Raw genomic sequence first — 18,701 nt, 5'->3', positions numbered from 1 at the left:
TCACGGGAATTGGCCCTCTGTCAGCATGACGCGGCCGGCCTGCACATGCAAGACGACCGCGTATATTCTCGATTGCTTGAAAAAAGTGGGCGGTGAAGCTGGGGGACCTCACCGCCCTGAGACCTTCCGACAGAGGGGGGCATATTCCATCGAAAGGCAACGTAGGGAGCGAGCAAGGGGCCCGCCCCCCGGAAAGCGCCGTCGGCGGGGGCGACTGATGCCGGCGACGCCTTCCAACTCATAGATAGTTATCCCTTCGCCAGCGGCACTGCCACAAAGCGCGACGAACCGCCGCTCTTCACGCGCATGAGAACGCTGTTCTTGCTGTCATTGCGCGCCGCGGTGATCGCATCCCGCACTTCACCGGCGGTGCCGACGGACTTGCCGGCGACCTCGAGGATCACGTCGCCTTCCTTGAAGCCCCGCTCAGCGGCAGCACTCTTGGGATCGACTTCGGTCACGACCACGCCATCCTTGCCGGCGCCGGCCACGCTGTTGGCGGGCGCGACGGTGAGGCCGAGCTTCGGCACGTCGGTGCCGCGGGACGAGTTGCCCTTGTCGCTCTTGTCGGTGTCCGCCTTGGCTTCCAGGTTGTTCGGCAGCTGGCCGAGCGTGAGGTTGACGGTCTTGTCCTGACCCTTGTGCAGTACGTTCAGCTTCACGGCGTTGCCGGGCGCGAGGCCACCGATGGTGCGGGCGAGTTCGCGCGCATCCTTCACCGGCTCGCCATTGACGGCGGTGATGACGTCACCGGATTCGATGCCGGCCTTGGCCGCGGGGCCGTTGGCCTGCGGTTCGGCAACCAGCGCGCCTTCGGCCTTCTTCATGCCGAGGCTGTCGGCGATGTCGGAGGTCACCGGCTGGATCTGGACGCCGATCCAGCCACGGCTGACCGCGCCCTTGTCCTTCAACTGGGCGACGACGCTCTTGACGGTCTGGGCCGGGATCGAGAACGCGATGCCGACGCTGCCGCCGGACGGCGAGTAGATCGCCGTGTTGACGCCCATCACCTCACCGGACACGTCGAACGCCGGGCCACCCGAATTGCCCTTATTCACGGGCGCATCGATCTGGATGAAATCGTCATACGGGCCGTTGCCGATGTCGCGGCCGGAGGCCGAGACGATGCCCGCGGTCACGGTGCCGCCGAGGCCGAACGGATTGCCGACCGCCAGCACCCAGTCGCCGATGCGTGGCTTGGTTTCGGAAAGCTTGGCAAACTGGAAGTTGGAGCCGCCCTCGACCTTGATCAGCGCGAGGTCGGTGCGCGGATCGGTGCCGATCACCTTGGCGGAATAGGTCTTGCCGTCGTCGGTGGTGACTTCGACCTTGTCGGCGCCGTCGACGACGTGATTGTTGGTCACGGCAAAGCCGTCAGCCGAGATGAAGAAGCCGGAACCCTGGCCCGTCACCACGCCACCGCCGCGCGGTCCACCGCGCAGGCCCGGGGGCAAGCCATCCGGACCGCCGAAGCGGCGGAAGAAGCGCTCCATCGGCGAACCCGGCTGGAACGGCGAATCGTCATTGTTGTTGCTGTCATCCTTCGCGACCTTCTCGCGAATGTTGACCTTGACCGAGATCACCGACGGTTTCACGCGCTCGACGATGTCGGCAAATCCGACCGGCTGCTGAACCTTCTTGACCTCGTTATTGACCTGCGCATGCGCGGGCGTCGTGAATAGGTCGGCGGGATTGTGCGAGGGGCTGAAGCCGTAGGTGGCGGCACCGAGGCCGGCCACGACCGACGCCATCAGCGCGAGTTTGCGGGCAGAGAACAGCGAGCGCTTCGGCGCCTTGTAGGATGGAAGGGTCGAGAGGTCGGGACGGTCGGTCATGTCTTGAAATCTCCAGGGGCCAGAATCATTGGTGCCGGGGCAAGCACCTGATGGGTCTGAACATGGGGTCATCAGCCTTACGGCGCGCTGGCTGCGGAATTAAACTTTTGTAATCGAGGCGGCCGCCGCTGCGGCAGAATAGCGCAGGTAAATAAAGGACTTAAAAGGGAACTAAAGCGGCTTGTCCGGCGCGGATTCCGCCGCCAGCAGGCGTTCCAGCCGCGCCTGCTCGTCGGACGTCAGTCCAGGGGCGGAATCGCCCCCGCCGGCGGCCGGATTTGCCTTGCGCCGGCCGAGCCGCCAGAGCGCCAAACCGCCCAGCAGCAGCGCCAGCGGCGGGGTCAGCCACAGCAGCAGCGTGTGCTCGTTGAGGCGGGGCTTCAGCAGCACGAATTCGCCGTAGCGCGCCACCAGGAAATCGATCACCTGGCCGTCGCTGTCGCCGGCCGAGATGCGTTCACGCACCAAGAGACGCAGGTCGCGCGCCAGCGGCGCCTCCGAATCGTCGATCGACTGGTTCTGGCAGACCATGCAGCGCAGCTCCTTGGAGAGCTCGCGCGCCCTCGCCTCCTTGGCCGGGTCCGCCATGACCTCGTCGGGCAGCACCGCCCGGGCCGGCGTCGCACCGAGCATCAGGACCGCGGCAAGCACGGCGGCTGCAAGCGCGCGCGACCGCATCACTCGGCCGCCTGCAATGCACGCGCCGCTTTCGCCGGCTTCGGCGCGCCGACCCGCAAGCGGCGGTCGGACAGCGACAGCAGACCACCGAACGCCATCAGCACCGGGCCCCACCAGATCATCAGCACCAGCGGCTTGTGATAGATGCGCACCGCGATCGCGCCGTCGGCCGAGGTATCGCCGAGCGAGATGTAGAGCTGGCTGGCGCCGCGCGTCATCAGCGCGGCCTCGGTCGTCGAGGCGCCGCGCGTCGTGAAGTTGCGCTTCGACGGCGTCATCACGCTGACCTTCTCGCTGTCACGCGTCACGGTGAATTGCGCGACCATCTCGCGGAAGTTCGGCCCCTGCCGCGGGTTCAGGCCGTCGAGCCGCAACTGGTAGCCGGCGACGCGAGCGACGTCGTCCGGCTTCATCGCGCCGATATATTCGCTGTTCCAGGTGGTCTCGCAGACGATCCCGATCAGCGCGACACCGAGACCGGCATGCGCGAAGGCGGTGCCCCAGGTCGCACGCGGCAAGCCGCGCGCACGGCGCAACGAGAGCGACAGCGGAATCCGGAACAGCGCGATGCGCTCGGCGAGATCGCACAGCGCGCCCATGATCACGAACACCGCCAGCCCGAACGCGAGCGGCGCCAAGGTCGCGCCGCCATAGGTCCACGCCAGCACCAGCGCCATCGCAACCAGCGCGACGATGCCGGCCACCATCAGCCGCTGCGCCGCGCCGAGCAGGTCGCCGCGCTTCCAGGCCAGCAGCGGCCCGAACGGCACCGCGAGCAGCAGCGGCACGAACAGCGGCGCGAAGGTGAAATTGAAGAACGGCGCGCCGACCGAGATCTTCTCGCCGGTCAGCACCTCGAGCGCCAGCGGATACAGCGTGCCGATGAACACGGTCGCGCAGGCGGTGGTGAGCAGCAGATTGTTGAGCACCAGCGCGCCTTCGCGCGAGATCGGCGCGAACAGCCCGCCCTGCTTCAGCGCCGGCGCACGCCAGGCATACAGCGACAGGCTGCCGCCGATGAAGACGAACAGGATCAGCAGGATGAACACGCCGCGTGTCGGATCGGTGGCGAACGCGTGGACCGAGGTCAGCACGCCGGAGCGCACCAGGAAGGTGCCGAGCAACGACAGCGAGAAAGTCAGGATCGACAGCAGGACGGTCCAGACCTTCAGCGCGTTGCGCTTCTCCATCACCAGCGCCGAATGCAGCAGCGCGGTGCCGGCAAGCCACGGCATCAGCGATGCGTTCTCGACCGGATCCCAGAACCACCAGCCGCCCCAGCCGAGCTCGTAGTAGGCCCAGTAGGAGCCCATGGCGATGCCGAGCGTCAGGAAAATCCACGCCATCAGCGTCCACGGCCGCACCCAGCGCGCCCAGGCGGCGTCGATCCGTCCCTCGAGCAGCGCCGCCACCGCGAACGAGAACGAGATCGAGAAGCCGACATAACCGAGATAGAGCATCGGCGGATGCACCGCGAGGCCGATATCCTGCAGCACCGGATTGAGGTCGCGTCCCTCCAGCGGCGGATTGGCGATGCGCAGGAACGGGTTCGAGGTGATCAGGATGAACAGATAGAACGCGCTGGCGACCCAGGCCTGCACCGCCAGCACATGCGCGCGCAGCGACAGCGGCAGATTGTTGCCGAAGGCCGCGACGAGGCCGCCGAACAGCGCCAGGATCGACACCCACAGCAGCATCGATCCTTCATGGTTTCCCCACACGCCGGTGATCTTGTAGAGCAGCGGCTTCAGCGAGTGCGAATTCTCGTAGACATTGGCGACCGAGAAATCCGAGGTGACGTGCAGCGTCACCAGTGCCGCGAACGACGCCGCGACGAACAGCAACTGGGCGAGCGCGGTCGAACGCGCGACGTTCATCAGCGCCGCATCGCGCCAGCGCGCGCCGACGATCGGCACGATGGACTGGATCAGCGCCAGCCCGAGCGCGAGCACCAGGGCGTAATGTCCACTTTCGGCAATCACCGCACGGCTCCCTGGGTCGGCGCCGCGGAGGCGCTCGGCGTATTGCCTGATTTGGCACCGTAATCGTCCTTCCAGTGGCCCTGCTTCTTCAGGGCGTCGGCGACGTCCTTCGGCATGTAGGTCTCGTCATGCTTGGCGAGCACGGTGTCAGCACGGAACACGCCGCCCGCGTCGAGCGCGCCTTCGGCGACGACGCCCTGCCCCTCTCGGAACAGATCCGGCAGGATGCCCTTGTAGGCGACCGGCAGCGTCGCGCCGCCGTCGCCGACGGTGAAGGTCACGGCGAGATTGTCGCCGCGCTTGAGCGAGCCCTGCTCCACTAGGCCGCCGAGCCGGAAACGCTTGCCCGGACCGAGATGCTTTTCGGCGACCATCGACGGCGTCGAGAAGAACACGATGGAATCGCGCAGCGCGTTCAGCACCAGGCCCGCGGCGATCGCGAGCACGACGAGCGCGCAGCCGATCAGTGTCAAACGCCGTTGCTTCCTGGTCATGTTCCATCCTTGCGCATGACATCCTCCGAAAACCGCCGCGCACTTTTCGGCGTCATGCTCTATCCATCCAGCCCGAGATTCTTCAGCCCCTCATTGAGCTGACGCAACCGGTCCGCATCGTTGCCGACCGCCTGACGGGCATCCGCGAGCGCGCTCATTGCCTTGTCGCGCTCGCCCATCACGAGATAGGCGCGGACCAGCCGCAGCCAGCCCTCGACGTCGTCGCCATTGGTCTTCAGCCGCGTCGCCAGCCGATCGACCATGCCTTTGATCATGGTGCCGCGATCGGCCTCGCTCATGTCCCTGGCCGCAGCCACCGCACTGTCCGGCAGCGCCGGTGCGCTCACGCCACCGGGCACGCTGCCGCCAACCCGCACGAGCGCGGCCTGCACCAGCGGCCGCCATGGCGCGTCCGATGGCCCTTTCGCCAGCATCTTCTGCCAGAGCGCCGCGGCATCGGCCTTGCGGCCGTCCTGCTCGGCGGCGAGACCGAGGAAATAGTTCGCCTTGGCATCGTCGCCATTCAGCGCGACCGCACGCTCGAACTCCGCCTTGGCGTCCGCGGTGACGACGCCGCCGGCAGTCCCCATCAGCGCCTCGCCGAGATCGGCGCGGCGATCGGCGCTGTCGCCGGCATAGGTGATGGCGTTGCGATAGGCGCGGACGGCGTCATCGTAGCGGCCGAGGCGCGACAGCACCGGCGCCAGCACCGTCCAGCCGCGGCCGTCGGTCGGGTTCTTTTCAAGGTGCGCCTCGACCTGCGCGACCAGATCGGCGAGCGGCTGGTTGGCGTCGGCCACCCGGCCGCGCTCGGCGAGCGGAAAGTCGCCAAGCCGCGGCGAGCCGAGCGCGAGATAGAAGCTCGAGGCAATCACCGGCAATCCGACCAGGCCGACGATCGCGGCAGTGCGCCGCAGATTGAGGTTGCCTTGCACCGGGGTCTCACGTCCGCCCTGATCGGCGGCGGCCAGCAGCCGGCGGCTGATCTCGACCCGTGCGGCATCGGCCTCGGCGGCACCGATGATGCCGGCGGCCATGTCGCGGTCGATTTCAGCGAGCTGGTCGCGGTAGACCACGACCTCGCTGCCACCGGTATCCGCGCGCCCGCGGCGGCTGAGCGGCCACAGCACGGCAAAGATCGCCGCGACCGTCATCAGCGCGAACACAAACCACAGCGTCATCAAGCGGTTCCCGGATGGAACGGCGGCTTCCGGCAAGCCGCCTTAGAATCGCTTTACACTACCGGCGGCGAGCCCGGCAATTGACAATTGCTGGATCGGCGGAAGGTCGAAATCAGGCGGTTTCCGGTGCCGTTCCGGCGGTATTGCGCCGGCGTCTCCGGGCGAAGGCGCGCACGACCAAAATATCGAAAACAACCCCATGCAAAGTAGCAGGCGGTCGCCGGTGCTCGATTGACGGTTGACACGTCGGGCAACTCAGTGCCACACTTCCATTATTCCGAAATAGCGCAAATGCCTATCATCCCGCCGTAGCGGGGCTCGTCGGCTTACCGTCGAACATGCTCGCGAATTGCGCGGTCTCGCTACCCCGCGCGCGACGACTTGCGCTCGCCGGTCACGGCGTTTTCGGCGGCCCGGTTCATCAGGGAGGCGTAGTCGTGGCCGAACAGCACTTCGCAGAAGCGGATCGCGGCCTTGACCTGCTGCTGGCGGAACGCCCGGACCCGGGCGTCGCCGCCGCGCAGCGACTGCACCAGCCCTTCGGTCGACTGCTCGACATAATGTTGCAGGTCGGAGAAAGTCCGCAGCGTCACCTCGTTGATGGCGAGCTCGCTGGCATAGGTGCGGCACACCGCGACGAAATCGATCAGCGCCGCGGCATCCTCGACCTCGGTCGCATCGATCTTGGCCCCTGCCGTAATGTCCTTGTCGGCGCGCTGGCGCAGGATGCGGCGGACCCGGCCCGGCACGCTGTCGATCTCCGATTGCAGCGCGTTGGAAGTATCGGCGCGGACCGAGGTGAGCTGGCGGCCCCAGGTGGAATCGTTGCGCAGATCGAGCTCGGTGCGCAGGCCGCGGACGCCGTCATGCAGGGTCTTGAGCTGCTCGCCGACATAATCGAAATGCCCGCGCCTGATGTCGGTGCGCAGGCAGGCCGCGACGAACGACAAATCATGCAGCGCGATGGTGACCGCGATGCCGTAAGGCGTCGCCGCAACCCGCAGTTCGTCGTCGGAGGCCGCCATCTTGATGGCGAGACGGATGATCTGCCATGGCGCGGCGAGCCGCTGCGCAATCAATGACAGCGCAAACGGCAGCAGTTGCGGCGTCTGCAACGACGGCAGCTTGAGCGCCTCCATCGCGGAGGCGATCTGGGAATCGGCAAATACCCGGATCTGGCTCGGCAACCGGCTTCCCAGGGTTTCCAGCGCTTCGCGGGCCTGCAGAACGAGGCCGATCGGCAGCAGGTCCTCGACCACGTTTGGCGGGCCGACCCGCGACAGCGCGCGCTGGCGGTCGTCCTGGCTCGGCGCCGCGATCTTGAGGATGGCGTCCGCGGCGGCAAGCTGGAACTTGCGCGCGGCGGCCTCCATCGGACCGCTCTCCGTGGCCGCGGCCAACGCCGCCTCGAACGCGCGAGCCGCTTCGGGCGCGCCCTCGCGGGCCAGCCATTGCCAGATCGGCAGCAGCGAGGCGCGCCGGATCTGGCCCGCTCGCGTCGGGAAATTGGTCTCGGCGAGGAACGGCTCGAGCGGCCGGAACAGGAGCCGCGCCGGGTCGTCGCTGCGCGGCTGGATCTGCTCGTCCTCCTCAGCCCCGCGCACGATCTTGCGCAGCTGCTCGAGGACCAGATTGGCGACGGCGACGTCATCGCCGCGTTCGACGGCGCGCTCCAGCTCACGCATCAGCAGCGCCTGCGATTGCGGCGGAAGCTGCGCGAGATAATCCCTCAGCCGCTCGGTCGATTTCTGGCTCATGCCCGGTCGTGAAAGCTTGGTGCCCGGCAAGCGCCGCAGCCCGTCCGCCCGCAATGATAGCGGCGGGCGCGTTAAGAAGCCGTTTAGGAAGAATAGCGGCGCCGAGCCTCCCAAGGCCGACTAGAGCGAGATGGGTTTAGGTCGGATGGCGACCGCGGCGGCGCTGCGCTCCCTCGCCCCGTTCTTACGGGGAGAGGGTTGGGGTGAGGGGCCGCCTCCGCGTATCGGGTGATAGCTGCGTTTACGGAGACTCCCCCTCACCCGGAACGCATCTAACGATGCGTTCCGACCTCTCCCCGCGCGCGGGGCGAGGTGAAGCGGAATCTGCCGCTCGATTCAGAGTAAAGTCATCTTGCACTACACCGCCGGCAGCGTGAGCTCGGCGCGCAGGCCGCCGATCGGCGCGTTGTTCAGGGTGAGATTGCCGCCATAGAGGCCGGCGAGATCGGTCACGATCGACAGGCCGAGCCCGGAGCCGGGTTTCGACTCGTCGAGCCGCTGGCCGCGCCGCGACACCTGGGCACGCTCGGCTTCCGACAGGCCGCGCCCGTCGTCGTCGACCACAATGCGCAGCCTCGGCCCGGCGCCCGAGGCCTCGGGCGGGACCACGGTCACCTCGACGAATACCTGCGAAGCCGCCCATTTGCAGGCGTTGTCGACGAGATTGCCGACCATCTCCTCCAGATCCTGCCGCTCGCCGCGAAACCGTGCCGCCGGATCGGCCTTCGCCTCGATCGAGAGGTCGCGATCGCGATGGATCTTCTCCATAGTGCGGCGCAGCGCCTCGATCACAGGTGCGACGTCGGTGATGGTGCTGACGATGGTGGCACGGGCGGCGATCCGCGCGCGCTCGAGATGGTGCGCGACCTGGTCCCGCATCAGATCGGCCTGCTCCAGCACCTTGCTGGCGAAAGGATCGGCGGTATGCGCGGCCGCCTCGTTCACGATCACCGAGAGCGGCGTCTTGATCGCATGGGCGAGATTGCCGACATGGGTGCGCGAGCGCTCGACGATCTCCCGGTTGGCATCGATCAGCGCATTGGTCTCGCGCGCCAGCGGTGCGATCTCGACCGGAAACCGGCCCTCCAGCCGCTCGGCGCGGCCGGAGCGGATGTCGGCGATCGCATCCGAAATGCGCTTGAGCGGCGCGAGGCCGTAGCGCACCTGGAAGACCGTGGTCAGCAGCAGCACGACGCCGAGCGCGGCGAAGGTGCCGCCGAGATAATAGTCGAAGCTGCGGGTCTCATCGAAGATCTCGGTGGCATCGCCGGCGACGCTGACCAGGAACTTGCCGTCGGCACCGAGATCGACCGGCCGCTCCACCACGCGCAGGCTCTGGCCTTCGGGCCCGTCGACATAGCCGAGCCGGACCCCGGCAGCGGTCAGCTCGGCGCCGTGCTCCTCGAGCTTGGGCAGCTTCTTATCCCACAGCGAGCGCGAGGCGCGGGTCTCGCCCTTTTCGGTATCGGTCCGGGTGATCTGCCAGTACCAGCCCGACAATGGAAGGTCGAACAGCGGCTCGCCCAGCGACTGGAACTGGCGGTCCGCCGGCTCGTCCGGCGTCGCCACCTCGGCGATCAGGGTGCGCAGATAGAGATTGAGCCGCCGGTCGAAGGCGCGCTCGGTCGCGTCGCGATAGACTGACGACAGGATGACGCCCGTGATCGCCAGGATCACCACCACCCAGGCGGTCGCCGAGACGAACAGGCGTGTCGCGAGCGAGCTGCCGCCCATCAGGGCACGAGCTCGAACATCGCGTCAGCGGGCCGTGACAAGGCGAGTTCAGACATGGCGAATCCAGTCCTCCTGGCGCGGATCATGCCAATGCCCGCATCGCGATCAAGCACCTTAAGAGCATGATCCGATTGAATAGGACATGTTCTTATCCCATTGTTTGGTCCGCGCTTTCTTCACGCGAACGAACCGGCATCCACTTCGCTCGAAAATGCTTCAAGAGCATGATCTCCGCGCAAACGCTTCGCGTTTGTCGCAGGGAAAACCGCTGCGCACTTTTCCGGATCATGCTCTAGGTCGGCGGCGAAAGCATGTAGCCGAGGCCGCGCACGGTCTGGATGATATCGACTTCCAGCTTCTTGCGAATGCGCCCGACGAACACCTCGATCGTGTTGGAGTCGCGGTCGAAGTCCTGGTCGTAGAGATGCTCGACCAGTTCGGTGCGCGAGACCACCCGCCCGGTGTGGTGCATCAGATAGTCGAGCAGATTGTACTCGTGCGAGGTCAGCTTGATCGGATTGCCGTTGACGGTGACCCGCTTGGTCCGGGTGTTCAGCGCCACCGGCCCGCAGTTCAGTTCGACCTGGGCATGCCCGGTCGCGCGGCGCAGCAGCGCGCGGATCCGCGCCAGCACCTCCTCGAGGTGGAAGGGCTTGGCGACATAGTCGTCGGCGCCGGCGTCGAAGCCCTGAACCTTGTCGCTCCAGCGATCTCGTGCGGTGAGGATCAGCACCGGCATCACCCGCTTGTTCCGCCGCCAGGCCTCGAGCACCGAGATACCGTCCATTTTCGGCAGGCCGATATCAAGCACCACCGCGTCGTACGGCTCGCTATCACCAAGGAAATGCCCCTCCTCGCCGTCGAACGCGCGATCGACCACATAGCCGGCGTCCGTCAGCGCGGTGGTGAGCTGGCGGTTTAGATCCGGATCATCCTCAACGACGAGCAGACGCACTTTGGCCTCCGAGAGTGAGCATTACGACATTCCGGCACCAAATGAGGCTTCCCGCCGTGAACGGCTTATGAATGGACCCGCAAGGCGCCGCTAATTTTTTCGTCAGGTGTACCATCCGGGGAACCCGCGCAAGCACCCCTGGTTCCCTCCATGAGATGCGCGCGAAGTGAGATTGGGTTTCAGTTTAGGGTATTTTAATACCATAAACTTGAAAGCAATTGTTGCTGGCAACCTTCCGGCGGACCGGAGCGCGGACAACATGTCGGGTCATTTGCAGCCGACCGGCAAGTTAACCTTCGACGACCATTTTCATGTCGCTGACACCGGCGATGCGCTAATTCAACGGCGGCGCGCCCAGCGCATATGGACCGGGAAGAACGCGTTGCTTGTTTCAAAGATACGGAGGTTCGGCGTGATTGCAGGCTGGCTTGCGCTTGCGCTCATCGCCTTCGTGACACTGTCCCCGATCCAGGACCGTCCCTCGCTATTCCATCCGCAGATCGAGCATTTCGCGGCGTTCGCCGTGATGGCGCTGGCCTTCGTGCTGGGCTACCCGCGGCGCACCGCGCTGATCGTGCTCCTTGTCATCTTCAGCGCGTTCACGCTCGAAGCAATGCAATTCCTGACACCGGATCGTCACGGCCGCCTGATCGATGCGATCGTCAAGGTGGCGGGGGGTCTCGCCGGCATCGGCGTCGGTCGCTTCATGCTGCTCGTGCTGCGTAACCAGCTCGGCCGGCTGAGGTCGGGCGTGGAGCAGTCCGCGAACTGAGCGGCCGGCGCATTGCGCTCAATCGCGCTTCGGCGCTTCCGCCGACTTCGTGTCGTCTTGCGCCATGCATTGCTGAAAGAAATGCAGCCGATCGCCATTCATCGGCACGGCCCCCGGTCGCTTGTAGGGGTAGAACATGTAGGCCGCGCGCAGGCAGCGCTTTGCGGTCTCGGCGGCGGGTGCGGCGACGGCGGCACGCGATGCCAGCAGGAGCGCCAGCACGACACTGAACCGGATGGACACCCCGCTCACGGTTTCTCGCATTCCGAGTAGAACACGCCATTTGCGGCCGCCAGCCGCTGCAGGCAATGCCGCTTGTCGGTGACCGCGCCCTCGACCGTGAAATCGTAGACCTGCGCCTTCAGGATCAGCGCGTAGCGTCCCGGCGGCAGCGGCGCGTCGTCGCGCGGCAGGATCTCGAACATCTGCGGATCGTCCTTGAGCGGCGCCGCGCGGAACGGGATCGAGATGTTGCGGATCACCCAGCTGTCGTCGCCCGGCGAGACCACCGGCTTGCCGGTCGCGTCGAACGTGGTCTGCTGGCTCACATGCGCGATCAGACGTACATCGATCGGATCGGAGGCGCCGCCGGCACCCTCGCGCCGGAACACGATGAAGCGGAGATGTCCGTCAGGCAGCGTGGTCTCGCTCGGCCTGGTGATCGCCGCCGAGATCGCCACCCGCGGATCCGGCGCACGCCCCTGGATCAGCTGCAGCTCGTAGAGCTTGCGGCCGCTCTCGGCGTAGACGCCATAGACGGTCGGCAATGGCCGTTTCGGCGGCGGCGGCGCGGCGGCCGCAGCGGCCGGCGCCGGGACGGCCGCGACCACCGCCGGCCTTTGGGCTTCGGGCGGCGCCGATGCCAGCGTGCCGGCAATCATCGCGCGGGCCGCAGCCAATGACACGCCGCGTTGCTGCAGCAGGACAACGGCCGCGATCAGCCCGAAGAACGCCAGCATGACAACGTAACGCAGCGGCGCCGACGACGACCATCGCGGACCACGCGTCACCGCGGCAGGCTCGACGCGATCGAGGGTCGTGACAAAGGCCGGCTCGGCATCGATCCGGGGCGGGGCCTCGATCCGCCGTGCAGCGCCCGCCGCCTCGAGGAATGCGGGCAGCGCCCGCGCCGGCGGCACCTCGAATTTCTCGATCACATTGCTCTTGGTGTGCGCTTCGACGCCTTCGATCGCCACTTCCAGCGCCTGCATCAGACGCTGCTTTTCCGCCGGATCCTCGTGCGCAAGCTGCTGCAGCTTCTGCCGCGCGAGCTCGTAGACCGCGCTGCGCAGCTGCTGCGGGTCGGCGCTCACGGAATCGATGGTTCGCGCCAGCACCAGCGCGAACTCCACCTCGGGGTGCGCAGGACCGATGTCCCTGACCGTTCTCTGGGCCGGCGTCGGCGTCATAAATGTTAGTCTGGTTCGCCCATAATGTTACAACATTCTATGTGGATTTTACTGTTAACACAAACCACCAGGCCGGCAGATGACGCCCCGGTTTGACCGTCCCGATCCGAGCAGCAGCAGGATTCATTGACCCGTTCTCTGCCCATCCTGGACCAGTGGTTGTTCGCGCCCAAGCGGGACCGCCGATCCTGGCCGGACGTCCTGCTCCTCGCGGGATGGGTCGCGCTGGTCGGCTTCCAGATCGGCCGTCACGTGATGTGGCGCGACGAGGTCCGGGCGCTCACCATTGCCCGGAACGGCGACGATCCGGTCGCCATGCTGAGAGGGTTGCATGGCGAGGGCCACCCTGCCCTCTGGTACCTTCTGTTGCGCGGCGTGCATGCCGTATTCGATCGGGTCGAGGTGCTGCCCGCCGTCGCCCTCATGGTCGGGCTCATCACGGTCGCACTGCTGATCTTCCGGTCGCCATTCCCGCGGCCGTTGGTCCTGCTGCTGATCACGAGCCATGCGCTGTTGTTTGAATATGTCGTGATGGCGAGGAATTACGGCATCTCGGCCCTGTTCCTGTTCGCGATCGCGGCCTGCTATCGGGCCCACCGCGACCGTGGTTTGCTGCTCGGCGCGCTGCTGTTCCTGCTCGCCAACACCAACGTCGTCGGCGCGATCATGGCCGGCGCATTCCTCCTGTTCTGGCTGCTCGACCTGCTCGAGACCCGAGGGAGCCGTGACTGGCGCTGGTCGCCGCAACTCACCAATTTCGCGATCAATGCAACGATAACGACGATTGGCGTCGTGATCTGCGCGGTGACGATGCTGCCGACCTATAATGACGCCGCGGCCCGGGACTGGTCGCACGAGTCACCGCTGGCGGCGGCAATCCTGTCCCTGGTGAACCCTGGCGCGACGTCGCTGGGCGCGCTGTTTGCCAATCTGCTGCCGGGGGTCGCGGGATCGGTGCTGCTGTTCGGCGCGACGCTCGGGCTCTTGCCGCGGCGACCGGCGTTTCTCGCCGCCATCGCCGCCCTGTTGCTGACGTCGTTGTTCTTCGCCGTCGCCGCCAACGGTGCCTACCGACATGCCGCGGTCTGGCTGAGCTTCCTGATCGCGCTTTACTGGATCGGCTGGAGCCGGGTCACCGCGCCATCCGGCTCTCGCGCATGGCTCGAGCGGCGCTTGCCGGCGATCGGACGCGGGTCGCTGCTGCTGGTGCTCGCGATCCAGACCGCCGCCGGCATCAACGATTTGCGCAACGCAGTGACCGGCGTGGTCGCGAGCCGCAGCGCCGATCTCGGCCGCCTGATCGCCTCGCGCGCCGATCTCACCAATGCGGTGATCCTCAGCGAGCCGGAATGGCTGGTCGAGGCGCTGCCCTACTACGTCAAGAACCGGACCTATCTCGCGCGCGACCACAAATTCGGCAGCGTCGTGATCTTCTCGCGCAACGGCAAGATGGAGAGCGATCTCGGCGAGACCCTGCGCCTTGGCCGCGAGCTTCGCGACACGACCCGTGCGCCCGTCATCATCCTGCTGGCCTACCGGCTCGACGAGATCACGCCCGACCGGAACTACGACGAAGGCAAGGACTGGCGGACGTTCCGTGCCTCAGCGGCGCAGATCCGCGATTTCCGCGAAGCGACCACGATGCTGCGCCGCTTCGGCCCCGCCAAGACCGACGAGAGTTTCGACGTCTACCTCCTCAACTAGGCGATCGATCAACGACGACAGAAAAAGGACCGCGCGATGGCGCTGATGGACAGCAAGGTCGAAGCCGGCAAGCCGCCGGCCGCAAGCATCGGGCAGTATCTTTCCATCCTGCGGCTCGATCACAGCACCAAGCACATCTTCATCGTTCCCGGGATTGTCCTTGCCTGGCTGTTGCGCGGCCCGAGAGGCGAGCATATCGCAAGCGCTATCGTCCTCGGCCTTGTGGCCGCGATCTGCATCGCGTCGGCCAATTATGTGATCAATGAATGGTTCGACCGCGACTTCGACCGGCATCACCCGACCAAATCGCAGCGCTCCGCGGTGCAGAGCGCGATGGACGGCAAGATCATCGGGCTAGAGTGGCTGCTGCTGGTCGCGCTCGGCCTCGTCTGCGCATCTGCGAGCAGCCGCCTGATGCTGTTCGCAACCGGCATCTTCGCCGTGCAGGGCATCGTCTACAATGTCCCGCCGCTCCGGAGCAAGGACAAGGCCTATTTCGACGTCATCTCGGAATCCGTCAACAATCCGCTGCGGCTGTTGATCGGCTGGGCGATGATCGATCCGACCTCGCTGCCGCCGGGCTCGGTGATCCTGTGCTACTGGTTTGGCGGCGCGTTCCTGATGGCGGCCAAGCGGCTGTCCGAATATCGCGAGATTGCCGCGTCCCATGGCAAGGAGCTTCTGGCGCGCTACCGCGCTAGCTTCGCGCACTATACCGAGGTGTCGCTGACGGCCTCGTGCCTCAGCTATTCGCTGTTCTCGGTGTTCTTCCTCTCGGTGTTCCTGGTGAAGTACCGTATCGAGTATGTCCTGGCGATGCCGCTGGTGGTGATGCTGTTCACCACCTACTTCTCGATGTCGACGTCGCCGGGGTCGTCGGCGCAGAAGCCCGAGAAGCTCTATGGCGAGCGCGGCCTGATGCTGCTCGTGCTGGCGCTGGTCGCCGTCTTCCTGGTGGCAAGCCTTGTCGACATGCCGTTCCTCGCGCGGCTGGCCGAACAGCACTACATCACATTGAACTGAGCCTCTCGCGGCTTGATCGTTATTTGAGCATGATCTCCGCGCAAACGCGTTCCGCGTTTGTCGCGAGGGAAAACCGCTTCGCACTTTTCCGGATCATGCTCTACCGCCGGCGCGGATGCGCCTTCTGATGCCAGGCCCAGGCCGAGCGAATGATGTAGCCGAGATCGGACCGGCTGGCCTTGAAGCCGAGGCCGCGCTCCGACCTGGAGGGATCGGCCACCAGGATCGGCGGATCGCCGGCCCGGCGCTCGCGCACCACGCTCGGCACCGCTTCACCGGTCTCGGCGCGGATCGCGTCGAGCACCTGGCGCACCGAATAGCCGGTGCCGGTGCCGAGATTGAACACGCCGCCGGCGTCGCCCTTCAGCAGCAGCTCGAGCGCCGCGATATGGGCGCTCGCGAGATCATCGACATGGATGTAGTCGCGCACCGCGGTGCCGTCGGGCGTGTCATAGTCTTCGCCGAAGATGGCAAAGTCCGGCACGTGCCCCAGCAGCGCCATCAGCGCGCGCGGAATCAAATGCGTCTCGGGATCGCGGAGTTCGCCGATGGTGACGGAGGCGTCGGCGCCGCAGGCATTGAAATAGCGCAGACAGACCGAGTTGAACCGATAGGCCGCGCGGTAGTCGGCCAGGATCTGCTCGATCATGAATTTGGAGCGGCCGTAGGGATTGACGGTCGGACCTGCGGCACTCTCGGGAATTGGATCGCGTCCGGCGTTGCCGTAGACCGCGCCGGTGCTGGAAAACACCAGGCGGTCGCAGCCCGCCTCCCGCATGCCGCGCAGCAGGCCGAGCGTGCCGGCAATGTTGTTGGTGAAATATTTCTGCGGATCCGCCACGGACTCGCCGACCGCGCTGAACGCAGCGAAATGCATCGCGGCGAGCGCGTTGTGGTCGCTGATAGTGGCGGCGATCTTGTCGTGGTCGGCGACGTCGCCGATCACGAGCGGCCCCCATCGCACGAAATCACGGTGACCGGTGGACAAATTGTCGTAGACGACCGGCAGAAATCCGGCCTCGGCAACCGCCTTGGCGCAATGGGATCCGATGTATCCCGCGCCACCCGTGATCAGGATTGAACCCCTGCTCGCCATCTGAAAATTTCGCCCTGCGCGAACCAATCCCGCGCCTCAACCGGCGCAGTGATCGCATCGGTACGACATTCCGTCCGAGGCGGCAAAATGACGATGGGAATAGCGTTAAGACTGAACGGATTTGCAGCCGAAGCGACGGTCAGCGCGACCCCAGCGGCACGTTGGTCCGTTGACCGACCGGCGGCCCGTGCCGCGACGCTCTGCCATAGGGGTAAGCCGGTGTTGCCGGCGGGACCGGCTGGGTCGCCTGCGGCCGCGATGTCGGAACACCACCGCCTGGTCCATCGATCGAATAGCGCGTTGTGCCCTGCGTGGTCTGCCCGGTGCCCTGTGCAAGCACCGGCGTGGCTAGGGCGACGACCAGCGCCGCTGTTGTGACAAGGCCGGCCAGCTTCATGTCGATGCCTCGATGGGTTGAACCGGGGTCAACCGTCGATGCCTCCAATCGTTCCGGCAATGTCGCCGCGGCGCGCTGGCGATCGTCGCTGCTACGAAAAATGGCGCGGCGAAATGTCTCGCCGCGCCATTTTCGATCGATGGGGCTCGTTCAGGAATTCAGGCGCCGGCCTGCGCGACGCCAGCCCAGTGGTCGGGGTTCGCCGGGGTCTGCATCCTGACCCAACGATAACGCGCCTGCGACCAGCTGCGGATCTGCGCATTCAAATTGTCGAGCACCATGTCTCCACCCTTGGCACGGACCACCAGCACGAGATGATGCTCGCCGGAGGAGGTCACAACCTCGCTCAGCAGAAGGTCGCGCATCGGCCAGCCGCGCGCCAGGAGCTCGTGGCGCTTGCTGACCGCGTAGTCGTTGCAATCGCCGCGCGCCGGATTGATCAACCATTCCTCGCCGGCAAGGCCGCGTTCGTTGCGCTGTGGCACGATGCTGCGATTGACCGATGCGTTGACCTCGATCAGGTCGGCGATGCGTTGCTTGGTCAGGCGTGTGGCGCCGCCGCGGAACACCATCCGGGCGCGGGCTTTCGGCTTGCACTCGTCGGCATAGCGCATACAGAACATGGTGTAGGCCATCGGGGCCAGCGTCGGCTCGCTGAAGCGGATCTTCTCGATCACGCCACGCAGCGGCAGCGGGAAGCCGACCATTCCAGCCTGGGTGTTCTGTGCGCTTGTCCCGAGCGCAAGGACGGCCAGAACCAGGGCCATCACTCTCTTGACGTTGTACATTCTTCACTCCCCACAGTGACGGGAAGCATGTACGGGAAATGTCTTGAGCTTGGGCTCAAGCGCGCTGTGGCATTTGTTTCAAATGCGAGGGTGCGCGCGAGCAGTCCGTTAACCAAGCCTGCGGGGCGCCGCCGTCAGGTCAAGGGCCGGTTGCGGCCCGAACTCTTTCGTTCCCATGCCGGCATGGTTGGCCTGTCGTGAAGCCGCCGGCGCCCTCTGTTAAATCGCCACCCGCTGCCTGGGCGCGATCCCGCACCAGCTCATCACGAGATCGGCGAGCATCTTGATCTCGAGATCCGCGGGCGTCCCGCCGGCGAAATCGGCGACCGATTGCCCCAAGGCGACGGCGCGCACATAGGCCGAGCGGCTGCCGATCATCGGCCCGATCTCCTCGTCGAGCGTATCAAGCTCCTCGATCAGCTGCTGGCCTTCGAGCGTGCGCTGGTCGACGCGGTTCGGCACGATCATGGCACGGAGCGCCGTTCGCCGCGTGGCGCGCACTTCCCGCACGATGTCGAGCGTCCGCGCGGTGGCCTCGATGTCAAGGCCGGACGGCGTGCACGGCATCAGCACGATATTGGCGACCGCGAGCACCGCGCCCAGCACCCGATCGTTCGGCGCGGAGTCCACCACGATGATCTGATGCGGAATCTGGCGCATCAGCTTGGCCCATTCGGCGACCGGCCGGGTTTCCGGATCAAGCTGGTAGACGGGGAACGACAGATTGCCGGGCTCGGCCCAGTGACACGCGGACGCCTGCGAGTCGGCGTCGACCAGTCCGACCACGCCCGTGCGCCGATCCAGTTCTGCGGCGAGCAAGACCGCAAGGGTCGTCTTTCCGACTCCGCCCTTGCGCTGGGCAACCGAGATGACAAGCGGCATCGCAAACTCCTGGC

17 protein-coding genes are annotated in these 18,701 nt (G+C 66.0%); 3 read left to right on the top strand and 14 right to left on the bottom strand.

Annotation, left to right across the window (positions count from 1 at the left end; translation table 11 throughout):
- Positions 1–248 precede the first annotated feature (248 nt).
- The 8 genes from ACVI1L_RS28315 to ACVI1L_RS28280 form a co-directional block, all read right to left on the bottom strand.
- Positions 249–1,835: a Do family serine endopeptidase gene (locus ACVI1L_RS28315; protein ID WP_057020253.1), complete on the bottom strand. Its 1,587-nt coding sequence runs from the start codon at positions 1,833–1,835 to the stop codon at positions 249–251.
- A 171-nt stretch (positions 1,836–2,006) separates the two neighbouring features.
- Entirely contained in the window at positions 2,007–2,513 is a 507-nt protein-coding gene (locus tag ACVI1L_RS28310) for a cytochrome c-type biogenesis protein (protein ID WP_456784378.1), read from the bottom strand.
- Positions 2,513–4,495, bottom strand: a complete 1,983-nt coding sequence (locus tag ACVI1L_RS28305; protein WP_456784377.1) for a heme lyase CcmF/NrfE family subunit — start codon at positions 4,493–4,495, stop codon at positions 2,513–2,515. Before ACVI1L_RS28305 ends, ACVI1L_RS28310 begins: the two co-directional genes overlap by 1 nt.
- Positions 4,492–4,989, bottom strand: a complete 498-nt coding sequence (gene ccmE, locus ACVI1L_RS28300; protein ID WP_141340773.1) for a cytochrome c maturation protein CcmE — start codon at positions 4,987–4,989, stop codon at positions 4,492–4,494. Before ccmE ends, ACVI1L_RS28305 begins: the two co-directional genes overlap by 4 nt.
- A gap of 59 nt (positions 4,990–5,048) precedes the next feature.
- Entirely contained in the window at positions 5,049–6,170 is a 1,122-nt protein-coding gene (gene ccmI / locus ACVI1L_RS28295; protein ID WP_456784376.1) for a c-type cytochrome biogenesis protein CcmI, read from the bottom strand.
- A gap of 362 nt (positions 6,171–6,532) precedes the next feature.
- A complete protein-coding gene (locus tag ACVI1L_RS28290; RefSeq protein ID WP_057020248.1) occupies positions 6,533–7,927 on the bottom strand; it encodes a hypothetical protein in 1,395 nt (464 codons plus the stop codon).
- 357 nt (positions 7,928–8,284) lie between these two features.
- Positions 8,285–9,661, bottom strand: a complete 1,377-nt coding sequence (locus ACVI1L_RS28285; RefSeq protein ID WP_456784375.1) for an ATP-binding protein — start codon at positions 9,659–9,661, stop codon at positions 8,285–8,287.
- A 292-nt stretch (positions 9,662–9,953) separates the two neighbouring features.
- Entirely contained in the window at positions 9,954–10,616 is a 663-nt protein-coding gene (locus ACVI1L_RS28280; protein ID WP_016841655.1) for a response regulator transcription factor, read from the bottom strand.
- A 172-nt stretch (positions 10,617–10,788) separates the two neighbouring features.
- On the opposite strand from ACVI1L_RS28280, the gene ACVI1L_RS28275 reads away from it, so the two are divergent.
- Entirely contained in the window at positions 10,789–11,388 is a 600-nt protein-coding gene (locus tag ACVI1L_RS28275; protein ID WP_210263074.1) for a VanZ family protein, read from the top strand.
- Positions 11,389–11,406: 18 nt separating this feature from the next.
- Here the strand turns inward: ACVI1L_RS28275 and ACVI1L_RS28270 are convergent, their stop codons facing one another.
- Together ACVI1L_RS28270 and ACVI1L_RS28265 are read right to left on the bottom strand one after the other, a co-directional pair.
- On the bottom strand, positions 11,407–11,640 hold the full coding sequence (locus tag ACVI1L_RS28270; protein WP_347340178.1) for a hypothetical protein: 234 nt from the start codon (positions 11,638–11,640) through the stop codon (positions 11,407–11,409).
- Positions 11,637–12,797 (bottom strand): hypothetical protein, encoded by a 1,161-nt coding sequence (locus ACVI1L_RS28265; RefSeq protein ID WP_456784374.1) that lies wholly within the window; start codon positions 12,795–12,797, stop codon positions 11,637–11,639. The genes ACVI1L_RS28270 and ACVI1L_RS28265 overlap by 4 nt, the downstream gene beginning before the upstream one ends.
- Before the next feature lie 126 nt (positions 12,798–12,923).
- On the opposite strand from ACVI1L_RS28265, the gene ACVI1L_RS28260 reads away from it, so the two are divergent.
- Positions 12,924–14,501, top strand: a complete 1,578-nt coding sequence (locus ACVI1L_RS28260; RefSeq protein ID WP_456784373.1) for a hypothetical protein — start codon at positions 12,924–12,926, stop codon at positions 14,499–14,501.
- 36 nt (positions 14,502–14,537) lie between these two features.
- Complete coding sequence (locus ACVI1L_RS28255) at positions 14,538–15,524, top strand: UbiA family prenyltransferase (RefSeq protein WP_229190050.1); 987 nt, start codon at positions 14,538–14,540, stop codon at positions 15,522–15,524.
- Positions 15,525–15,624: 100 nt separating this feature from the next.
- On the opposite strand, the gene galE is transcribed toward ACVI1L_RS28255, so the two are convergent.
- The 4 genes from galE to ACVI1L_RS28235 form a co-directional block, all read right to left on the bottom strand.
- On the bottom strand, positions 15,625–16,620 hold the full coding sequence (galE, locus tag ACVI1L_RS28250) for a UDP-glucose 4-epimerase GalE (protein ID WP_253587352.1): 996 nt from the start codon (positions 16,618–16,620) through the stop codon (positions 15,625–15,627).
- Between the two features lie 139 nt (positions 16,621–16,759).
- The gene (locus tag ACVI1L_RS28245) at positions 16,760–17,017 is read right to left on the bottom strand and encodes a hypothetical protein (protein WP_143271190.1); all 258 of its coding nucleotides are present in this window, start codon (positions 17,015–17,017) and stop codon (positions 16,760–16,762) included.
- A 158-nt stretch (positions 17,018–17,175) separates the two neighbouring features.
- Positions 17,176–17,805 (bottom strand): transglutaminase-like cysteine peptidase, encoded by a 630-nt coding sequence (locus tag ACVI1L_RS28240; RefSeq protein WP_076833281.1) that lies wholly within the window; start codon positions 17,803–17,805, stop codon positions 17,176–17,178.
- Positions 17,806–18,024: 219 nt separating this feature from the next.
- Positions 18,025–18,687, bottom strand: a complete 663-nt coding sequence (locus ACVI1L_RS28235) for a ParA family protein (RefSeq protein WP_028345280.1) — start codon at positions 18,685–18,687, stop codon at positions 18,025–18,027.
- Between the last annotated feature and the right edge of the window lie 14 nt (positions 18,688–18,701).

The organism is Bradyrhizobium sp. USDA 4516, from assembly GCF_054055915.1.
Note: the sequence above shows the minus strand (reverse complement) of the source record. Positions and strands in the feature narration are given on the sequence as shown.